This is a genomic window from Winogradskyella eckloniae (genome assembly GCF_013249045.1).
GTDB lineage: Bacteria > Bacteroidota > Bacteroidia > Flavobacteriales > Flavobacteriaceae > Winogradskyella > Winogradskyella eckloniae.
Window position 1 is genome coordinate 1 of the sequence record NZ_JABRWP010000001.1, and the last position, 15544, is coordinate 15544.

A 15544-nucleotide genomic window follows, 5' to 3' on the forward strand; every position below is an offset into this window, starting at 1 on the left:
GCGAAGGAAAAGAGAGGGGATTTTCAATGTTGACGAAGTCTTAAGCTTCTACGTGTATTATAACCTTAATCCTCTCTTTTGTCTTTTCTTGTTTATTGTCTAATTTAATGAATTGTAAACTTAAGACATGTATAAATAATAAGGGTTTTAGTGCTAAACCGAAAGTTAATACTTATTTATAAAGTCCTCCAAATTTGAAATTATTGTATTTTCACTCCCTTACTATTCATACACAAAACGTTATAGCCAATTTGTGGGCTTATAATAAAAAGCGGACCATTTAGATTTTTAAAATATTTTATTACTTAGTATGTATAAAAAATTACTCATAAAGACAATATCATTATTTACTTTGTTAACATTTCAAAGTTATGCACAATCCAAAAATCTTCCTCTTTCTGGCTATTATGTTATAGACTCTATAAATCATAATCTTGAAAATACAGATATGATTAGTGATGTAAACCATTCATACTCATACTTAAATATGGATGAAAAAACATTAACAAGCTATGAATTTCCTAAAACAAAAACAGGGTACTTAGACATTGAAAACAAAACATTAAAAAATGATTCTGATGCCTTAAAAGCAGCACTTATTTGGAAAGACAAAAATCATTTTGCTATACACATACAAGATACCATTTTTAAACCTATAAACATCTATGCAGAATTAAAACGAGTTGAAAAAAACGACCCAATAATTGTAAAAATAAATGCAGATATAGAACAAAAGCATCAACAAAGACAATTAAAACATACCGCATTAAAAAAACAATTTCTTAAGCCTATAAATACGCCTTTAGGCTATTTGCATCCTATTCCTGAAACAGACTTTGGCTTATCAAAACCATTAAACGTTTATCAAAACACGTATATAGACCAAAATTTCAATTACCAATTGGTCTATTTAGAAAAAGACAGCCTGATAGAAAAAAATAGCATTGTTTTTTATGGTATTTACAAACATGAAACAAACACAAACTCTTTTGATGGATTAAACCTTGCCATTATAAAATCTGAAAAACCGTTTACATTACATAGTTTTATAAAAAAATTGAACTTAAAGCCTCTAACAATCGTTTTTAAAACCGAAGAAACCTTGCTTTTAAAAAATAATTGGGGTCAGTATATTTTCTTTACAGTTAAAAAGCTAAACAAAAACAGTTATGCTGTAGCAAAGGGTATTTCTACGACGTTTGAGTACTCAAAAAAGCAATTTCAACTTTTTTCTTCCATTGAAAAAGCAGAAGATGTAAAGTCGTTATCCATAAAAAAAATGTTTACAGAGCAACCTTTAACCAAGGTAGATAGTGTTTTTGAAAAAACGACAGATTTAGCACTAAAAAAACAATTTGAGCCCTATCGTTATATAAATGCAACGTTTGTTGATGAAAAATTATACGCAGAACAACTCACACTTCAAAACGCTTATTTAGAATTAAAAAAAGAGTCTATTGCTACTATTATAAAGTCTATTAAAGCAAGCCATAAGGCCTATACTATAATACATCAAGACGAAAATAGTTTCGTTTTTAGGAATAAAAAAGGCCACTACAACGTATTTGTTTTAAAATCATATAATACTTATACCGTTGTGTTTCGTTTAAGCCAAATTAAAGCGTTTTTCTCAGTAAATAAACCTTTACAATCGGCTGTTTATTTCTATAAAAATGCAAAAAACGTAAGGTTAAATGCGTATTCAATTTCTGAAAATTTAACACCCTATTTTAATTATTTTAAAAGCGTTTGGAAGGTTCATAATACAAAAGACAACTTATTTATTGTAAGCAACAAAGAAAAAAAAGAAGCTGTACTTTCTATAACAGGAAATTATGTACTTCCTTTTATATATGATGATATCAACTACTCTCAAGAAAGCAAAGGTTTTTATGTAGAAACTTTTAAAAGGCAAAGAGTTAAGTCTAAACCAGGAGATAGCATACAATTTAATTACATAAAAGAAATCAACAAAAAAAGAGGTTGGGTAAGCGAAGACGGAAAACAAATTATTGAGCCACAATACCACGGCATCGGCAAAATTAATTATACCAATTTTATGCACGTTTATGGTTTTAATGATGAAGAAGGCATTTTAGATATTAGTACAAAACAGTATGTAATTCCGTTTAAAAAACACGACATTAGGCATTATGACCAAGCAAAACACTTTCTTATTTCAGAAAGGTATGACATTCAATATTTAGCCAATTATAAAGGCGATATAAAAGGTCCTTTTGAGAAATTAAAATATAATCATGGTGAATTTATAGGCATTAAAAATGGTAATGAAACTAAGTTATTATTTGATTAATTAGAAATAAAAAGTAGAGAATTTAAAAAATAAGATATGGAGAAATAAATTTATAGTTTTACTATAATAGTCAAAATTGAAATTTAAAAAACGTAGGCATTAAGAGCAATTTAAAGGTAAACTGGCTAAAACAATGGCTATAAGTAATTGCTTATTCTCGCCTACTCATGAAAATCCTTATGGAATTTAAGTTTGGTGTGTACTTGCAAAATTAAGAACTAACCCACACAACTACTCATAGCCGCGACCGCTGGCAATAATGTTGAAAATGCGCAAAGGAATCATAATTTCAGCTTATTTAATTACCTTACCAATATATTTGGACAGAATATGAATTTACCCAAAGACTTGACGAGATTTTTAAAATCAAAATCGGAATTGATTTACGACCACAAAACTGTGGAACCTGACTTTGTCGGAATTATTGACTTTGACAAATTAGAACTCGGAAAAGTATGGATTGAGGGAAATGTTAGTGGAAAATCTTATTATGAAATTCCTGCAATTAATCTGACTGACGAGTGTAAACATTATGACCCTGAATATATCCTACTCTACTTGCCAAATGAAAAACTTTACGGAACTTGGGATTCTGACCATTGGAAACTTTATGTTTTCCCAAATATTAATTGGGCAGACATTGCTGAAAATCCAGCAGAATTTATAAACCAACAGTGGAATCCAAAAAAAGAAATCGGAATTGAATTTGACCCGAAAGCGAATTATAAAATAATAAATGGATGGCCATTTTAACCGAAAATAATAACACTATTAGTAATTTGATAAAGAACCAACTCATATGCATTTTAATGTTAACTTTTTTCATTTCAAGTTGTAAAAATAAACTCGAAAATGAAAATATTTTTCCTGATGTAAAGAATGTGACAGCATTAAAAAACACGGACTTCGTTCCTACATTAGAGAGTTCATTTCAAATAGAGAATAATAACATTTACGCCGCAACAATACCATTAACCTGGAACGAAATTAGAACTGAAATAGGCACAACATTAACGCATTTTTCAAGCAAGCAACTCAAAGAAATTAATAGTACAAAAAGTTACTTAGATGTTTTAAAAGAGAATGCATATGACATCTCAGCAGAAGTTGATGGAACTGAAGTAAATGCAAAAGCTATTTTCCGAAAATCATTACCCTTTGATCAACCACTAACAAAATTTAGCAAGCCTCTAACCTTTGGAAATTCTAAAGTTGAATCTTTTGGGTTTTGGGGAAATTGTGAATTTGCAAAAATAAATTACTATACCAATGAAAATGAGTTCTCCATATCGCTTTTCCCTAAAGACAAGGAACACGAAATTATTTTAATAATGGATAAAAGAAGAGAAAAGAGCTTTAAAAATCATATTCAGAACTATTATCAACGGAAAGAACTACAAAAAAATAAAAGAATACACTTCAATACTAATGACAAGGTAGAAATACCAATATTAGAATTCAATCTTGAAAAATCGTTTGATCACATTATTGATAGCACTTTTAAATCAAATGACACCACTTATACCATGTTAGAAGCATACCAACGTAATGCTTTTATTCTAAACGAAAATGGCGCAGAAGTTGAAAGTGTCGTTGAAGTGGCAGCTGATGCCACCGAAGAATTAACAACACAACATCCTAAGATGATGCTTTTTAATAAGCCCTTTGTAATTTTATTAAAACGGAAGGATGCCAAAAACCCTTACTTTGGGATTTATATTTTTAATGAAGAATTACTAAAAAAAGTATAAAATCACAACCAGTAACCATAGATAAACCATGATTAGACAAGGCTACATACCAAAATTCTTAGGAATACTCTATTCGGTTTTTACTTGCGAGATAAGGTCACTTACCTACACCTCAATTAACGCAATTCAACTACAACAATCCATTAGTTAGTGCTATAAAAAACGGATTCCTAATGTTTTATAATTATAATAATTAGTATCTTGTAGTAACAAAACTAAGATTATGCGCAAAAAATGTCCCGAATGTGGAGATGTAATTATTGGTAGAATTGATAAAAAATACTGCAGTGATGGTTGTAGAAATGCGCAAAACAATCGTCTAAATAAAGATTCTAAAAACCTTGTAAGAAATACCAATAACCGTCTAAGAAAAAATTATAGAATTCTAGAAGCACTCAACCCAAATAAAAAGATGAAATGCTCTAGAGCAAAACTGATTGAAAAAGGTTTCGATTTCAATTACTTCACAAGCATTTACACTACAAAATCAGGTACCGTTTACTATTTTGTTTACGACCAAGGCTACTTACCATTAGAAGGTGAGTATTATGCCTTAGTAAAGCGCGACGACTAAGCGTTACCCTTTAGTGGCACTGTTCCAGTTTTCACCTTTTAACTGTAATGCCGCTTTTAATATATCTTTTTGGCTAATTTGACCAATTAACTTACCATTTTCAACAATAGGAAAACGTCGTCTCTTAGACTGTAAGAACTTATTTGCTGCATCAAAGACATCGAGATTAGCGTCTATAGTTTCAACATTTGTAGCCATGCGTTTTTCAACATTGTCATGATCTAATGGCATATTATAATACCGACTCTCACTTAATTGTTTTAGACAATCACCTTCAGATATTATTCCAACCAATTCTTGGTTACTATTAACTACTGGTCCTCCAGAAATTTTGTTTTTTATTAGTGCCTCAACAACCTCTTGTACAGACTGTTCTGGTCTAAACGTTATGAGATTAGTAGTCATATAGTCTCTCACTTTTAACGCTACTGTCTCTGATGAATTTTGTTGCTTACGAGAACCTTGAAAACTTTTTACTGGCATAACTTTTAATTTTAGAGTGAATACTAAAGTTACTGAAAATTAATTGGTTAACCAAATTCAAACACTTTAGGTATTATATTTTGTACCTTTATTCCTAATATTATTGGGATTAGTGTTTTATAAAAATAGCGCGTTATCCATTACACTATCAAATCATAATGTTTTGATATACAGCATATTTTGTGTTATAAAAAGGCAATCACAATCCAATAATCATTTAAAATTCTATAATCATTATTTTATCTACTATAATTTATCTTGAAAACACAAATAAGCGTCATTGGCTGTGGATGGTTAGGTTTACCATTAGCAAAAAAATTAATTAGCGAAGGCTATTTAGTTCACGGCTCTACAACCTCAGCATCAAAATTAAATACCTTGAGTGACTTTAAGATTAGTCCTTATTTAATCACATTAAATGAAAACGGAATTTCAGGCAATTTTGAAGCGTTCTTAACATCAAGTGAAACCATAATCATTAATATACCACCAGGATTACGTAAACAGCCAAATAAGAATCATGTTGCAGAAATAAAACACTTAATGCTTGCTATTGAACACAGCACCATTAAAAATGTGTTATACATAAGCTCTACCTCAGTGTTTCAAAATGAAATAGGTTGTCCGACCATCTCTGCAGATACCAAACCCAATGCAACTACGAGCAGTGGACGTCAACTTATTGAAATAGAAAACATGTTATTAGAAAATTCAAAGTTCAATACTACCATTTTACGATTTGGTGGCTTAATTGACAACCAAAGACATCCTTCTAAAATGTTATCTGGCAAAACCAATGTTGCTCATCCAGACGCACCTATTAATTTAATCCATAAAACAGATTGCGTAGATATAATCCATAAAATTATAGAACACAAACTTTGGAACACAACCTTATTGGCAGCATATCCTAAACATATTAGCAAAGCAGTGTATTATTCAGAATACTGCAAACAACATAATTTGCCTTTACCTCTATACAATACGACTGAAAAAAGTAAAGGAAAAATTATTGATAGTTCTAAAATGGTACAACTTTTGAATTATACGTTTAAGATAGAACCATAGAAAATCATAGATTTATAAGCTCTTTTCTTATAATTTTTTATAGATTTAGCCCATTATAAAACTAATTTAATACAAATGAAGACAATTATTATTGCATTTCTTATGCTATTTTCTGTAAGCTTAATTGCGCAATCAAATACAGAATTAAAAGCGCACTACGAAGCCTATTATAAACAAATGAAAAAACAAGGCGATGTTCAAGGCATAATAAACGCTATGACGCATTTAGAAGTGATAGAACCATCGGTAGCTCGTAGAGATACTATTGCTTACATTTACCTTTCAGAAGGAAAATATTTGCAAGCATTAAACACTATTGGTGTAGAAAAAAATGAATCCGACTCTGATATTAATGTCGAAGTAAAAGCCTTAGCGCTAAAAAATCTTAACCAGCCAAAAATGGCATTAGAGCATTTTGAAGTTTTATTTATACGTAATCCTAATGTGTATTTGGCTTATGAAATGGCTGATATGAAAATACAAGTGAAAGACTTGGTTGGAGCAAAATTAAATATTGATTATGCTTTAGCAAACGTTAAAGACGAAGACAAGCGTGCCTTTTACGAAAGACAACAACCTTATGAAACTTCAATGAAAGCCGCTTTGTTATATTTAAATGGATTATTAAAGTTTAATGAAAATAATGTAGCTAACACTGATGCTGCACTACAGCTATTTAATGAAGCATTAGCTATAGATCCAAATTTTAATATGGCAAAAATTAGCAGAGAAGCATTGGAAGCTCAAAAAGCAAAACGTGCAGCAACCGAAAAGAAAAATTAAACCATTTTTCTATCGTTTTTATACAAAAGAAGCCGCTCAATGAGCGGCTTCTTTTGTATTCTATTCTGGTTGAATATCATTATACATATCACGTTCTAACTTTTTATTAAGCTGGTAATTAAGATTAGAAAACGCAACAAAAACATCTTTAATTCCTAATAACTTATCTTTTCGAGATATATTATCTAACGTTAAATACTCATTGAGTTTTAACAGCGACGTTTCTATAATTACGTTTCGAGATAAGATCGGGTTCGTATTAAACGTATTGGGCAAACTGGCTTTAAAACCATCTATAAACTTTTGCAACGGCTCTATCTCATCATTAAAAAATGAAAAGTCGCCTTTCTTTAAAAATTCTATTTGCTTTGATAATTCTTGATATGGAGCCCAAGAGCTAACTTCTAGTTCTGCCTCAGGACTTAAAGCATAATCCTTATAGTCAATACTTTCTATTGTTTTTGCCGTAATTTTATTATTTAAATTGTCGTTTTCAATAATGACCTCTTCTGTTGTAATCTTTTTTTCATCACCACAACTTATAATCATAAAACTAATTAGCATAACAACAACATATGAAATTTTCATAAACAATTGTAATTTGAGATTGTAAAGGTAAATAAACAAAGTTATTTAAGATTTAGTATTAACATACCATATTTAAAGATTATAAATTTCTTAACAAAACAGACTTTTTGCTAAAAAAAATAATATTACAGCATATAAATTCTTACTATTTTTGCGAATAAAATAGTTAAGCACAAATGTCTTCAAAAATATTAATCATTGGTGCCTGCGGGCAAATTGGTACAGAACTTACTACCAAACTAAGAGAAATTCATGGTGTAAATAACGTCATTGCAAGTGATATTAATACAAGAAAATTAGACTTGGTTAATGCTGGTCCATTTGTAATTTTAGACGCCAAAAATTTTAATGCCATTAAGGACTGCTGTATAAATAACAACATTGATACGGTTTATCTCATGGCTGCCTTATTAAGCGCTACAGGCGAAAAATACCCAATGGAAGCATGGGACTTAAATATGAACTCGCTTTTTCATGTTCTTAATTTGGCCAAAGGCGGACAAATAAAAAAAGTATTTTGGCCAAGTAGTATTGCCGTTTTCGGTCCAACTACTCCAAGTTTAAATACACCTCAACATACCATATGTGAACCTACAACCGTCTATGGCATTACAAAACAAGTTGGTGAACGTTGGTGCGAATACTATTATAACAAATATGGTGTAGATGTTAGAAGTATTCGCTATCCTGGTATAATTAGCTATAAAGCTATGCCTGGAGGAGGAACCACTGATTATGCTGTTGAAATCTATCACCAAGCAATTAAAGAAGGGAAATACACCAGTTTTTTATCTAAAAACACCAACTTACCAATGATGTTTATGGATGATGCGATTAAAGCTACAACAGATATTATGGCTGCGCCTGCTAAAAATATATCCATTAGATCATCTTATAATCTTGCTGCTATTAGTTTTACGCCAGAAGAGATTGCAAATAGTATTAAAGCTGAAATACCAGAATTTAATATTAGTTATAAACCAGATTTTAGACAAGCCATTGCAGACAGTTGGCCTGCCTCTATAGATGATAGTGTGGCTAGAAACGATTGGAACTGGTCTCACGAATTTGATCTTAAAACCATGACTGCCGAAATGCTAACGCAACTTAGAAAAAAGTACAACGGTTAACTTTTAAAATAGCATTAAAAGCACATTAAATATCCTAGGCATTTGCGCTAGGATATTTTTTTGCATAGTATTATAAAACACAAAAAAGCCACTACTTTCGTAATGGCTTTGTTTGCTCCTCTTCTTAGGCTCGAACTAAGGACCCTCTGATTAACAGTCAGATGCTCTAACCAACTGAGCTAAAGAGGAAGGTTATTTTTCGCGTTAGCGGATGCAAATATAAATTATTTTTTTCATTCTTTCCAAATGAAATAATATTTTTTTAATGTTTTTTAAAAAAATTTTAATCTGTTATCGCCTTAAATATATCATTTCCGTTTGCAAACAACACTAATGCGATTAAAATAAAGAAACCTACCATCTGTGCACGCTCTAAAAACTTTTCACTTGGTTTCTTTCCAGAAATCATTTCGTATAATAAAAACATAACGTGTCCTCCATCTAATGCTGGTATCGGTAGTAAATTTAAAATAGCTAGCATAACAGATAAAAAGGCTGTTAAACCCCAAAAATAAGACCAACTCCATACCGGAGAAAACTGATCGTAAATAGCCTTAAATCCACCTAATCCTTTATAAGCACCTGTACTTGGATTAAAAATAGCTTTTAATTGATCAAAATAATTAGTGATGGTTTTTGTAAACTTACGTCCACCTGCCGCAAAACTTTCTCCAAAGGTGTATTCTTTTCTAAATACATCAAAATATCCTAAGTCTTCAAATCGCGATGCGTTATAACCTGGTCTTATGCCAAATTTACCATCTTCATCTAGCTTTAATTCTTTGCTTATAATAGAATTATCTGCCTTTAGAATTTCTACAGTTACCGTTTGGTTATTTAAATCTTTAGTGAATTCTTCAACTTGATCAAAATACGTTAACGCCTTACCATTTATACTTTTAATAATATCACCTTGTACTAAGCCTTTATTTACATTTAATGAGGTATCTGCCACTTTATCTACCATAAAAGGCATTCTATATTCAAAGTTAAGTTTACTTTTACTTGAAGAGTATTGTCCTAAAAAATCTTCTGGTAAAGTAATAACTTTCTCCTCACCTCCTCTATTAATTGTAATCGTTTCTGCGCTTATTAGATTATATCCTATATCAGAATCGTTTATAATTGGTGTATCGTTAATTGCTAAAACCTTATCTCCTGTTTTAAATCCAATCTCTAATAAAGCAGGATTATTAATCCAATACCCATCTTTTAGACTATCTACTTTAACATCTGCATCACCATAAACAAAAGACATAACGACATAAATTATGTATGCCAATATAAAATTTACTGTAACACCTCCTAACATAATAATTAAGCGTTGCCAAGCCGGTTTAGAACGGAATTCCCACGGCTGTGGTGGTAATGCCATTTGTTCCTTATCCATACTTTCGTCAATCATTCCGGCAATCTTTACGTAGCCTCCAAGAGGTAACCAACCAATACCATACACGGTATCACCTATTTTCTTTTTAAAAAGTGAAAACTTTACATCAAAAAAGAGGTAAAATTTTTCAACTTTAGTTTTAAAAAGTTTTGCAGGTATAAAGTGCCCTAACTCATGTAATACAATAAGCAATGATAAACTGAGTAAAAATTGAGATATTTTTATTATAAATTCCATGTAATTTTTTTCAAAATGCGATGCGCAAAAGTAAGGTATTTATATCAAAAGTTTAATTTATTTAAGCGACATAAATTTTATGTGCTTCGCTACTAATTTTTAATAATACGTTTGTTAATTATATGATCTTCTGTTTGAAACTGAATAAATAGCAATCCAGGAGCTAAGGCTTCTAAATCCATTTGTGCTTTCCAATCGTTTTGAAGTAACAATTGCCCTAAGCTATTGTATATTTTAATGCCTTTTACATCTAAAGATTCTGGTTTTATAAAATTAACAACAGAAGAAGCCGGACTTGGGTACACAGTTATATCCGTATGCAATTCAAAATCTGCTGTGCTTAACGTTGCCGTGTTATTTTTTGAAATAAGATGAACATCTGGATCAACCAACACCTCTTGAACCGTAAAATTTACTGTTTCAATAAATTGTTGATTGTTTATGGTATTGTCTAAAACGACATCTAGGGATTCACCTAAAGTTCCTATTAACCTAATTGGCACACCTGCTTCAAAAAATGAAACAGAACTGTGACTTTGGGATTGCGAAACCGTTAAGCCTAATTGGTTTCCATTTTGTTCCCAATTTACACTGTAACTTGGATACCCTTGATTGTACAACCAATCATCAAAAAATTCATCTAAATTTCCACCTGTCGTAGCTTCCATCACATCAACAAAATCTTGGGTTTTTGCATAATTAAAAGCCAAATCTGGTGTTGCTAAATAATCTTGTAAACCTTGATAAAAATCAACATCTCCAAGCTGTCGTCTTAGCATATGTAAAACCATAGCACCTTTACTATAACTCAATCTACTATTAAAAATACGCTCTACTAGAGTTGTATCTTGATCCGTAAGATAAACCGCTCCTCCTGGTTGAGACGTCACACTATTTACGGTTTGTTGTCTCCAATTTTTAAAATTAGCTTCACCGTCTAAATCTTCTATTACTAATGCCGCCAAATACGTGGCAAATCCTTCGTTTAACCAAATATCTTTCCAACTGCCACAGGTTATTTTGTTACCAAACCATTGATGCGCTAATTCATGTGCAATAAGACCTCGACTAAATCCTCCCATAAAGGAAATGGTGGTATGCTCCATGCCGCCTCCCCAACCAAATTGCGCATGACCATATTTTTCGTCCGCAAAAGGATATTCTTCAAACAAATCTGTAAATATTTCCATGATATCTACTGTGATTTCTGTGCTTGCCTGAGCACTTACCAAACTTTCTGGGTAAACATAATTTACAATATCAAAAGGATTTCCGTTGTTGGGTACTTGATGTGAATACACTTCGTAATTGGTAACCGCAAAGGCTATTAAATATGCTGGAATAAGGTGTTTATGCTTAAATCTTGTCGTTTTCTCAGAATTTTGAATGGCCTGACTTATTTCTACACCATTTGAGGCTACAACATAACTTTCGTTATCAGCATTAAACTCTGGCGTGGTTACATACACATCTACAGAATCTATTTTATCGATTAAATCTTGTTTGCATGGCCACCAACCTTTTGCACCATAAGGCTCTGAAAGGGTCCACATAATAGGATCTCCATTGTGCGTTGTTTGCTCAAACGATCCAAAACCAGAACTAATAGGATTACCAGAATAACTTACCGATAGAGAATCTAAAACACCTAATGCTTGCGTTGTGGGTAAAGTAATGACTAACTCATCATCTGCATTTTGCACAAAACTTAAACTATTTCCACGTTGTAAAACCTGAGATACAACCATATTGTTGGCTAAATCAAATATGACAGAAGTTAAATCGTCTTTAGCTTCAAAATAGGTCGTAACAACACCACTAATTTGAGACACCGAAGGATCTACATTTAACTCTAATCTATGATATTTTACATCATAGTTACCTGTATTAGCATTTTGACTATTTAGCATTTGACTTAACGCTAAATTCGCTTCAGAAGACCGAATTGCATTTAAAGTTTCATGATAATCTTGAGCACTGATTTGAAAAGCAGATATCAATAGTAAACATCCCAAAAATCGTTTCATAACACACATTTTTAACGTTAAAAATAAAGCTTTTATTGAGATTGGGTCGTATTTTTGCCATTCAACTTTCTTTAAAATCGGTTTAATGTCATTTCTTTCATTTTTTAAAGGCTATAAAAACTTTGGAATCTTTTTTTCAATCCTCTGTATTATAATTATTACTATTATATACAACATTCTTAATGTAAAGCAGCCTTTAAATATTTATCAACCTGCTGGTGTAAGTGTTGAATTGGTAGATAGTACCATTCAACATATTGCAAAATATCATAAGATTGCAGATTTTAGCTTAACCAATCAGAATGGTAAAACCATTACACAAGACGATTATAAGGATAAAATCTATGTTGCCGATTTCTTTTTTACAACCTGTCCAACAATTTGCCCAATAATGACAAAAAACATGGCGCAAATACAAAAAGCAATTCTTAACGATGACGAGGTAATGTTGCTATCACATTCCGTTACTCCTAAAATAGATAGTGTTGCACAGTTAAAAAAATATGCCATAGAAAAAGGCGTTATAGACCGAAAATGGAATTTAGTTACTGGAGACAAAAAACAAATCTATAAGCTTGCTAGAAAAAGCTATCTCGCTGTTAAAACAGATGGCAATGGTGATGCCTATGATATGATACATACCGAAAATTTTATGCTCATTGATAAAAAACGTCAAATTAGAGGGTTTTACGATGGTACAAATTCAGAAGAAATAGAGCGCCTTTTAGATGACATTGAAACCTTAAAATATTTTGGAGGTTCTTAAAAAAGGAAAAAGCAATTAAATATTCATTCTACCGCTTTTTACACTAACAATTTTCGCTTATTTTTGCTTCTTTAAAATTATTCTAAATAAGGAAATATTGACGTTAGCAGAATTAAAACGAGGCCAACAAGGTATAATAACCGATGTGTCTTCAAATCATATTCCATTAAAATTACTCGAAATGGGCTGTTTGCCAGGTAACGCTGTAGAACTTTTACAGGTAGCGCCATTTGCAGATCCTATGTACCTCAACATCAATGGAACACATTTAGCAATAAGAAAAGAAACTGCTGTTCACATTTTAATTGAAGCTACAAATGAGTAAGCAGATCAACGTTGCATTAATAGGAAATCCTAATACAGGTAAAACATCTGTTTTTAACGCCTTAACAGGCTTAAATCAGAAAGTAGGTAATTATCCAGGAATCACTGTAGATAAAAAAGAAGGTATCTGCAAATTACCTCGTGGTCTAAAAGCTCACATTATTGATTTACCTGGTACGTATAGCTTAAATGCTTCTTCTTTAGATGAAAATGTAGTGATAGAATTATTACTTAACAAAAACGACAAGGATTATCCAGATGTTGCCGTAGTTGTTAGTGATGTTGAAAATTTAAAAAGAAACTTATTATTATACACACAAATTAAAGATTTACAAATTCCGACAATTTTAGTCATAAACATGTCTGATAGAATGGAATACAAGGGTATATCTTTAGATATTTTGTATTTAGAAGAACAATTAAAAACCAAAATTGCTCTTATTAGCACAAGAAAAAACAAAGGCATAGAGCAATTAAAAGAACTAATTACCAAATACAAAGAGCTTTCAACGGAAGCTTGCTTGGATACTTCAATTATAGATGCATCTTATTTTAATAGTTTAAAAAAAGCGTTTCCAAATCAACTGGTCTATAAATTATGGTTGGTAATCACTCAAGATGTTAATTTTGGTAAAACCGACAGAGCTACCTTTGATAAGGTTGAAGATTTTAAAACAAAATCTAACGCAGATTTAAAACGTCTTCAACAGAAAGAAACCATAAAACGTTATCAATTTATAAACGAAACCTTAAAGAAAGGACAAACGATAGACTTAAAATCTGCCAAGGATTTACGTATTAAATTAGATAGAATTCTAACACATAAAGTTTGGGGCTATGTTATCTTTTTCTTTATTCTGCTTATCATGTTTCAAGCGGTTTATGATTGGGCATCCTATCCAACAGATTTAATTGATGCCGGATTTTCTAATTTAGCTAATTGGGTACAACATACCTTGCCAGAAGGTGCATTTACTAATCTTTTAGCAGAAGGAATCATTGCTGGTATAGGTGGCATTATGGTTTTTATACCACCAATTGCGTTCTTATTTTTATTTATTTCACTGTTAGAAGAAAGTGGCTACATGAGTCGTGTCGTCTTTTTAATGGATAATATTATGAAACGCTTTGGCTTAAGTGGAAAAAGTGTGGTGCCTTTAATTTCTGGAAATGCCTGTGCAATTCCGGCAATTATGGCAGCAAGAAATATAGAAAGCTGGAAAGAACGTTTAATTACCATACTTGTTACACCATTTACAACCTGTTCTGCACGATTACCTGTATATGTTATTATTATTTCATTGGTGATTCCCGAAGGCACATTTTTAGGGTTAAGTTTTCAAGCGCTTACATTAATGAGCCTATATATCATTGGATTCTTAACAGCTGTATTTTCAGCGTACATATTAAATAAGATACTTAAAATTAAAAGCAAATCTTATTTTGTTATAGAAATGCCTAGTTATAAAATTCCATTATTTAAAAATGTACTGCTAACCGTTTTAGAAAAAACCAAAACGTTTGTCTTTGAAGCCGGAAAAATTATCTTAGCGATATCTATTGTTTTATGGTTTTTAGCCTCTTATGGTCCAGGTGAACCATTTAATAATGCAGAAGCTATTGTACAGCAAAAACATCCTAATCTATCTGAAGACCAACAAAACGATCTCATTGCAGAACAAAAATTAGAACATTCTTATATTGGTATTGTAGGAAAAGCTATTGAACCTGCCATACGTCCATTAGGTTATGATTGGAAAATAGGTATTGGTCTCGTTACCTCTTTTGCTGCAAGAGAAGTATTTGTGGGTACTTTAGCCACCATTTATAGTATAGGAAGTGCTAATGATCTTGAAGACGAAGATGAAGCTATGTCTACCATAAAAAACCGAATGTCTGAAGAAGTTTATAGTGATGGCAGCAAAGTCTTTACCTTAGCTTCTGGTATTTCTCTTTTATTGTTTTATGCTTTTGCTATGCAGTGTATGAGCACGTTAGCTATTGTAAAACGAGAAACCAACTCTTGGAAATGGCCAGTTTATCAATTAGTGATAATGAGTGGTTTTGCCTACATTGTAGCATTAATTGCGTTTCAAGTATTAAAGTAAA

The 15544-nt window shown here is 31.5% G+C and carries 14 protein-coding genes and 1 tRNA gene; 10 read left to right on the forward strand and 5 right to left on the reverse strand.

Annotated elements, in window-relative coordinates:
* Positions 1-310: 310 nt before the first annotated feature.
* The 4 genes from HNV08_RS00005 (at position 311) to HNV08_RS00020 (ending at position 4639) form a co-directional block, all read left to right on the forward strand.
* Complete coding sequence (locus HNV08_RS00005) at positions 311-2314, forward strand: hypothetical protein (protein ID WP_173279068.1); 2004 nt, start codon at positions 311-313, stop codon at positions 2312-2314.
* Positions 2315-2644: 330 nt separating this feature from the next.
* Complete coding sequence (locus HNV08_RS00010) at positions 2645-3067, forward strand: hypothetical protein (RefSeq protein WP_173279069.1); 423 nt, start codon at positions 2645-2647, stop codon at positions 3065-3067.
* Between the two features lie 56 nt (positions 3068-3123).
* On the forward strand, positions 3124-4065 hold the full coding sequence (locus HNV08_RS00015) for a hypothetical protein (protein WP_173279070.1): 942 nt from the start codon (positions 3124-3126) through the stop codon (positions 4063-4065).
* A 223-nt stretch (positions 4066-4288) separates the two neighbouring features.
* The gene (locus tag HNV08_RS00020) at positions 4289-4639 is read left to right on the forward strand and encodes a hypothetical protein (RefSeq protein WP_173279071.1); all 351 of its coding nucleotides are present in this window, start codon (positions 4289-4291) and stop codon (positions 4637-4639) included.
* 3 nt (positions 4640-4642) lie between these two features.
* Here the strand turns inward: HNV08_RS00020 and HNV08_RS00025 are convergent, their stop codons facing one another.
* Positions 4643-5122 carry a CBS domain-containing protein gene (locus tag HNV08_RS00025; protein ID WP_173279072.1) on the reverse strand — a complete coding sequence of 160 codons (480 nt, stop codon included), beginning with the start codon at positions 5120-5122 and terminating at the stop codon, positions 4643-4645.
* Positions 5123-5380: 258 nt separating this feature from the next.
* Here HNV08_RS00025 and HNV08_RS00030 point away from each other — a divergent pair, with 258 nt between their 5' ends.
* Positions 5381-6190, forward strand: a complete 810-nt coding sequence (locus HNV08_RS00030; RefSeq protein WP_173279073.1) for a Rossmann-fold NAD(P)-binding domain-containing protein — start codon at positions 5381-5383, stop codon at positions 6188-6190.
* Positions 6191-6265: 75 nt separating this feature from the next.
* Complete coding sequence (locus HNV08_RS00035; RefSeq protein WP_173279074.1) at positions 6266-6973, forward strand: hypothetical protein; 708 nt, start codon at positions 6266-6268, stop codon at positions 6971-6973.
* Positions 6974-7033: 60 nt separating this feature from the next.
* Here HNV08_RS00035 and HNV08_RS00040 read toward each other — a convergent pair whose 3' ends face one another.
* Positions 7034-7561 carry a hypothetical protein gene (locus HNV08_RS00040; RefSeq protein ID WP_173279075.1) on the reverse strand — a complete coding sequence of 176 codons (528 nt, stop codon included), beginning with the start codon at positions 7559-7561 and terminating at the stop codon, positions 7034-7036.
* Positions 7562-7737: 176 nt separating this feature from the next.
* On the opposite strand from HNV08_RS00040, the gene HNV08_RS00045 reads away from it, so the two are divergent.
* Complete coding sequence (locus HNV08_RS00045; RefSeq protein WP_173279076.1) at positions 7738-8691, forward strand: NAD-dependent epimerase/dehydratase family protein; 954 nt, start codon at positions 7738-7740, stop codon at positions 8689-8691.
* 115 nt (positions 8692-8806) lie between these two features.
* On the opposite strand, the gene HNV08_RS00050 is transcribed toward HNV08_RS00045, so the two are convergent.
* The 3 genes from HNV08_RS00050 to HNV08_RS00060 form a co-directional block, all read right to left on the reverse strand.
* A tRNA-Asn gene (locus HNV08_RS00050) sits at positions 8807-8880 on the reverse strand.
* 94 nt (positions 8881-8974) lie between these two features.
* The gene (gene rseP / locus HNV08_RS00055; RefSeq protein ID WP_173279077.1) at positions 8975-10318 is read right to left on the reverse strand and encodes an RIP metalloprotease RseP; all 1344 of its coding nucleotides are present in this window, start codon (positions 10316-10318) and stop codon (positions 8975-8977) included.
* Between the two features lie 92 nt (positions 10319-10410).
* Positions 10411-12345 (reverse strand): M1 family aminopeptidase, encoded by a 1935-nt coding sequence (locus HNV08_RS00060; protein ID WP_173279078.1) that lies wholly within the window; start codon positions 12343-12345, stop codon positions 10411-10413.
* Between the two features lie 85 nt (positions 12346-12430).
* Here HNV08_RS00060 and HNV08_RS00065 point away from each other — a divergent pair, with 85 nt between their 5' ends.
* The 3 genes from HNV08_RS00065 to feoB all read left to right on the forward strand — a co-directional run bounded on the left by HNV08_RS00065 (position 12431) and on the right by feoB (position 15543).
* Positions 12431-13111: an SCO family protein gene (locus HNV08_RS00065; protein ID WP_173279079.1), complete on the forward strand. Its 681-nt coding sequence runs from the start codon at positions 12431-12433 to the stop codon at positions 13109-13111.
* 97 nt (positions 13112-13208) lie between these two features.
* A complete protein-coding gene (locus HNV08_RS00070) occupies positions 13209-13436 on the forward strand; it encodes a FeoA family protein (protein ID WP_173279080.1) in 228 nt (75 codons plus the stop codon).
* The gene (feoB, locus tag HNV08_RS00075; RefSeq protein ID WP_173279081.1) at positions 13429-15543 is read left to right on the forward strand and encodes a ferrous iron transport protein B; all 2115 of its coding nucleotides are present in this window, start codon (positions 13429-13431) and stop codon (positions 15541-15543) included. Before HNV08_RS00070 ends, feoB begins: the two co-directional genes overlap by 8 nt.
* Position 15544: the final 1 nt, after the last annotated feature.

Bases quoted from the DNA above. Each gene is read 5' to 3' on its own strand.
- HNV08_RS00005 (WP_173279068.1), top strand. From the start codon at position 311: ATGTATAAAAAATTACTCATAAAGACAATATCATTATTTACTTTGTTA.
- HNV08_RS00010 (WP_173279069.1), top strand. From the start codon at position 2,645: ATGAATTTACCCAAAGACTTGACGAGATTTTTAAAATCAAAATCGGAA.
- HNV08_RS00015 (WP_173279070.1), top strand. From the start codon at position 3,124: ATGTTAACTTTTTTCATTTCAAGTTGTAAAAATAAACTCGAAAATGAA.
- HNV08_RS00020 (WP_173279071.1), top strand. From the start codon at position 4,289: ATGCGCAAAAAATGTCCCGAATGTGGAGATGTAATTATTGGTAGAATT.
- HNV08_RS00025 (WP_173279072.1), bottom strand. From the start codon at position 5,122: ATGCCAGTAAAAAGTTTTCAAGGTTCTCGTAAGCAACAAAATTCATCA.
- HNV08_RS00035 (WP_173279074.1), top strand. From the start codon at position 6,266: ATGAAGACAATTATTATTGCATTTCTTATGCTATTTTCTGTAAGCTTA.
- HNV08_RS00040 (WP_173279075.1), bottom strand. From the start codon at position 7,561: ATGAAAATTTCATATGTTGTTGTTATGCTAATTAGTTTTATGATTATA.
- HNV08_RS00045 (WP_173279076.1), top strand. From the start codon at position 7,738: ATGTCTTCAAAAATATTAATCATTGGTGCCTGCGGGCAAATTGGTACA.
- rseP (WP_173279077.1), bottom strand. From the start codon at position 10,318: ATGGAATTTATAATAAAAATATCTCAATTTTTACTCAGTTTATCATTG.
- HNV08_RS00060 (WP_173279078.1), bottom strand. From the start codon at position 12,345: ATGAAACGATTTTTGGGATGTTTACTATTGATATCTGCTTTTCAAATC.
- HNV08_RS00065 (WP_173279079.1), top strand. From the start codon at position 12,431: ATGTCATTTCTTTCATTTTTTAAAGGCTATAAAAACTTTGGAATCTTT.
- feoB (WP_173279081.1), top strand. From the start codon at position 13,429: ATGAGTAAGCAGATCAACGTTGCATTAATAGGAAATCCTAATACAGGT.